General features: G+C 58.5%; 4 protein-coding genes. 2 read left to right on the top strand and 2 right to left on the bottom strand.

Features of this window, described 5'->3' with window-relative positions; all coding sequences use genetic code 11:
* Positions 1–189: LysR substrate-binding domain-containing protein (locus tag AB7E65_RS11110; protein WP_428745914.1), on the top strand; the 189-nt coding region annotated here is incomplete at its 5' end.
* Positions 190–202: 13 nt separating this feature from the next.
* Here AB7E65_RS11110 and AB7E65_RS11115 read toward each other — a convergent pair.
* On the bottom strand, positions 203–2,359 hold the full coding sequence (locus AB7E65_RS11115) for a cation:proton antiporter (protein ID WP_072286525.1): 2,157 nt from the start codon (positions 2,357–2,359) through the stop codon (positions 203–205).
* Between the two features lie 235 nt (positions 2,360–2,594).
* On the bottom strand, positions 2,595–3,134 hold the full coding sequence (locus AB7E65_RS11120) for a THUMP domain-containing protein (protein WP_428745915.1): 540 nt from the start codon (positions 3,132–3,134) through the stop codon (positions 2,595–2,597).
* A gap of 157 nt (positions 3,135–3,291) precedes the next feature.
* Between AB7E65_RS11120 and AB7E65_RS11125 the strand changes: the two genes are divergently transcribed.
* Positions 3,292–3,611, top strand: a 320-nt coding sequence (locus AB7E65_RS11125; protein WP_428745916.1) for a phage protein GemA/Gp16 family protein, incomplete at its 3' end; no start/stop codon positions are given.

Below are 3,611 nucleotides of genomic sequence, written 5' to 3' on the forward strand. Positions count from 1 at the left end.
GGTATTACCCTGCTGCCCCGCAGTTTTGTGATGCGCGAACCTTTCAGGTCCCTGGTATATGTACATGCCGTGCCGGCGCCCTTTGACCGACTGCCGATACGGTTTGTGCGTCGGCGCGATGGTCCGCCGCCCCCTGCCATGCAGGCATTTTTAGAGTTTTTGCCGGCTCATATGAGCCCTGCGGTTTGATCAATCGAGGCAATCAGAGCGGAGCACGGTTTTTCAAAGCGTTTACGGATTCGGCCTTTCCTATTACGATAAGGCAATCACCGGCAAGCAATCGCTCGTCGGGGTTGATGGTCGTGATCTGTTCCTGTCCCCGGCGGATTCCGACCAGGGTTGCGCCATACCTCTGGCGGAAATGGAGATCCGCCAGGGATTTTCCCGCAATTCCGGAGTGATCCGCGACCGGGATGCCGGCAATCTCGAAACGGTCGGTATCATCGGTATAGCATTGCAAGGCGTGCTGATTGAGGATGGTTTCCGCTTCCTTGAGGCCGCCGGGGTGCCCCATGATCAGCAGGCGGTCCGCCGGGTAAATGCGAAAATCCGGCTCGAACTCGTAAAATATCCGGCCCCCCCGGCTGATCGCCAGCACCGAGGTTCCCGTTGCCGACAGCGGAATATCCTGAATGGTCTTGCCGGCCAGCACCGCATCCGTCTTGATCCGCACCTCGACAAAGGAGAGGGGCCAGTCGATGGATTCCGGCAGAAAATCCATGGCGTAGGTGAGCGCATCGGCGGCTTGCTCCGTCGCATCCCGAAAAGGGCGCAGAACCAGGTGCGCGCCGGCATCTTCAAAGGCCGCGGCTTCCTGACCGGTGGTTGCCGTCAGCGCCACCTTGCCGCTGAAGCCGTCTTTTTTGAGATTGTGGATCAGGGCCAGATTCATCTCTCTGGACCGGACGGTGCTGACGACCCAGCGGGCTTTTTGCAGGGGCAAATGCTCGTGCATCTCCGGGTCGGCCATGTCGCCGTAGACAACTGGCACGCCGCGTTTGCGCCATTTGTCCAGAGCGACAGGGTCGAAGTCGACTCCCAAAAGGTTCTTGCCGCGACGTAAAAGATAATCGACAAGACCGCTTCCGTAATTCCCCAGACCCACCAGGACCACATCCACGGGCAAGCTTTTTTCGAGGGTGTCCCTGGCAGCTTCCCGGTACGGGTTGCTTCTTTCAAAAATCCGCAGGGGATTGGCAAGCAGCCGATAGAGTTGCCCCGAGTACAGAATCATGTACGTAGAGATAGAAATGGTCACAACGCCTACCAGGGTGATAAGCCCCATGGTTTCTTCCGAAATGTGGCCGATGGCAAGGCCCAGGGCCGCGACGATCAGCGAAAACTCGCTGATCTGGGCAACCGTGAGTCCGGCCAGCAGCGCGGTTCGGCGGCGATACCCCATATACCCCATAATGGCCAGTACGATCAGCGGGTTGCCGACAAGCACGAAAGTCGACAACACCAGAGATTCGCCCAATTGAGACCCGACCATGGACCAGTCAAGCCGTGCGCCGAGGTCGATGAAAAAAAACAGCAGAAGAAAGTCCCTCAGGCTTGTAAGCCGCGCGCCGATCGAATCGCGAAAAGCGGTGGAGGCCAGCGACACACCGGCCAGAAAGGCCCCGACTTCTTTACTGAAGCCGAGCATTTCGCTGGCCGCGCCAAACAATACGGCCCAGGCGATGGCAAAAAGGCTTAACAGTTCAATGGAGTGGGCAAGCCGTCCTGCCAGTTGCGGGATGACGAATTTCATCAACAGGGCGGTGGCTCCCAGCAACCCCAATCCTTTCGCTGCGATCAGCAGCACCTGCAGCAAGGAAGCACCGTTGCCCGAGGCGGAGGCGGTTCCCAGGGTGGTGAGACCGACCAGGGCGAGAATCGCCGCGATATCCTGCACAATCAGAAATCCCAGTGCGATCTGGCCGTGCAGCGAGTCGATCTCCTTTTTGTCCGACAGCAGCTTGACGATGATGATGGTGCTTGAAAAGGTAAGCGCGACGGCGACATAAGCGGCGTTGAGCCAGGCCATGCCCAGGGCAAGGGCGATCAAAAACCCGATCAGGGAGGTGAACAGGATCTGTCCGAGGCCGGTGGCGAGTGCTACCGGGCCGGTGGTGCGGATCAGGGTCAGGTCGAGTTTCAGTCCGACGATGAACAGCAGCAGGGCGATGCCGATATGCGCCAGCAGTTCGATCTGTTCATAACTGTGAATGATCCCCAGAAAGGACGGTCCGGCCAAAATGCCGGTGGCCAGGAACATGATGATCAGCGGCTGACGCAATTTCTGGCCAATCATGCCGGTCAATGTCGCCAGACCCAGAATCGCGGCAATTTCTACAAAGGCATTGGCATGGGGCATTTTCGGGCACTCCTGGGGATCTTTATTTGAAAACGCAAGCAACTTCGGTCCTTCCGGTGCAGGGAAAACCGCCTTCGATTGTAGCAGGCCCTGTTTCAGAGGAAAAGCTCATGATGCACGCCGGACGCGAAACGGGGCAAACCGCCGGAATTACCGGCACACGGATTTGCAGGAAACCATGGCAGGTAGTGATTGCCTGGTCTGGTAAATAGCGGGCGTGTGGGGAGGCCTGACTTCAGGCAACGTGCACAAAGGGATAGCGATGGGACAACGTGCGGGTGATGAAGCCGATGCCGCAGCGGTTGCCGACCGTCTCGATGGCCAGCACCGCGTCCGGGGATTCAAAGTCGATCTGCCCGGAATGCCCCAGGTCGGCCAGTTCGTCGAGGATGAAATTGTCCAAAGCCTGTTCTATGTCCGGGGAAACGATCTGTCCCTTGAGCCCCCGTCTTTCAAGGCGCACATAGAAACGATGCTCGCTCATTTGCGGCAGGTAAGGGCGGATGGCCTGGCAGGCTTTGGCCAGAAAGTCGTCCAGGTCGAAAGTGAACACCTTGTCCAGTGGCACGATGCGGCTTATGTCCTGAAAGGCGATAAACCGCTCCTGGCGCTGCTGGTGGATCGTTTCCAGGAAACGTTGGACATCCGCCACCCGTCCCAGGGCGACGCCGTGAAATTCGGTCTTGTGAAACTCGCCGTATGATGCGAGTTCCTCCAGCATCTGGCGGTAGTGTCCATCCTGGGCCATGGTGACAAGCACGTTGAATTCCCACATAAACCATCCCTCCCGGCTGTTATCTCAGTGTAGCCAAGGTGGCGCGGATGGCAAGCATCGAATTTTCTTGTAGCTGGAGGCCTGGAGCTGGCAATGCCAGAGGCGTTGCAACGGTTTTTGCTATACTTCGGGGATACTGAACGGGAGGCGCGTTTCCATGTCCGAAGTTTCCAATGATCGTGAATACCGCAGGCGGGCCTTGGCCAAGATTCATATCGCCAAAAAAGAGCTTGGGTTGAGCGATGAGGATTATCGTGAGCTGGTGCGTTCCGCCGTGCCCGGCAAGGAATCGGCAGCTGACCTGACCGATGGCGAGTTGCGCCAGCTTCTCGACCGTCTGGCGCAGCTGGGGTGGCGGGCACGGCTGCCAAGGGTCGCGGAACGTCCCCTGCCGCCGATGGTCTGGAAGGCGCGCGAACTCTGGCTGCAGTTGTACCGCGCCGGCAAGGTGCAAAACCCGAGCTGGGCGTCCCTGGG

It is taken from the genome of Syntrophotalea sp., assembly GCF_050253115.1.
GTDB classification, from domain to species: Bacteria; Desulfobacterota; Desulfuromonadia; order Desulfuromonadales; family Syntrophotaleaceae; genus Syntrophotalea; species Syntrophotalea acetylenica.